This window comes from Marinococcus sp. LNSP9103-4, from assembly GCF_056034345.1.
In genome coordinates this window covers 1-1,176 of record NZ_JBQLIA010000058.1, presented here as the reverse complement: position 1 = coordinate 1,176, position 1,176 = coordinate 1, and the positions used below count along the sequence as shown (strand labels likewise).

Genomic DNA, 1,176 nt, shown 5'->3' with positions numbered 1-1,176 from the left:
TGTAAACGCTAAACTAGAGAGAGCAATTTACCACAATTAAGGTAGAGCAGGTTTTCACCAATAAGATGAACCCATTTCCATACAAATATGACACACTTTTAATAAGCTGCCGCTAGTTTATTGAAAGTGAGGAAATTGGAGTGAATCGATTCATGAAATATGTAGAAGTTCGAAAGCTGCATGCCGAAGGGTTTTCCATCAACTCGATTGCGAAAAAGTTGACCATGTCGAGAAATACCGTCAAAGAATATATGGGGATGACGCCGGAGGAATTTGAGGACTTTCTCATTTCCCTGCGTAACCGGTCCAAGAAGCTGGATCCCTTCCGGGATCCTATCCTCGATTGGCTTCACGAGCATCCAGATCTCACAGGTGCTCAAGTATATGATTGGTTGGAGGAACGGATGAATTTCCGAGGTGCTTCGGAAAATACGGTTCGCAATTATGTGAATGAGCTGCGCGAAAGGTATCACATCCCGAAACATGTTCGACACCGAACCTATGCGACGATTCCTGAGAGCTTACCAGGTCAACAGGGGCAAGTCGATTTCGGCCAAACAGTCGTGAAAAGGAAGACAGGAGAAAGCAAACGTCTGTACTTTATCGCTTTTATCCTCTCCCATTCGCGCTATAAATATGTCGAGTGGCTGGATCGTCCTTTTCGGACGACAGACGTCGTAAGATGTCACGAAAATGCCTTTGCGTATTATGAGGGCATGCCGATGGAAATGGTCTACGATCAAGATGCTTTACTCGCCGTTAGCGAAAACGCTGGGGATCTTATTTTAACGGCGGAATTCACGAAATACCAAACAGCCCGGGGCTTCAAGATTTATCTCTGCCGGAAAAGCGACCCTGAATCAAAAGGAAAAATCGAACAAGTCGTGAAGTTCGTGAAATACAACTTCAGCAAAAACCGGGTGTTTGATCAGTTGGCGACGTGGAATGAGGCCTGCCTGGCCTGGTTAAAGCGCACAGGTAATTATAAAATTCATCACAATATAAAAAAGAGACCTTCCGAAGTGTACGCCCTGGAAAAGCAACACTTACAAAAAGTCTCTACGAGCTATTTATTTGAGAATCATCTTTCCTCTAGTATAACAAGAACGATTCACAAGGACAATGTCATCCGTTACCTGCAAAACCGGTATAGCGTACCGTCAGGTACGTATCAAC

The 1,176-nt window shown here is 44.4% G+C and carries 1 protein-coding gene; it reads left to right on the top strand.

Going from position 1 to position 1,176, the window contains the following annotated elements; translation table 11 throughout:
* Nucleotides 1–152 precede the first annotated feature (152 nt).
* Nucleotides 153–1,176: IS21 family transposase (gene istA, locus ACTRXG_RS16840; protein WP_474286068.1), on the top strand; the 1,024-nt coding region annotated here is incomplete at its 3' end.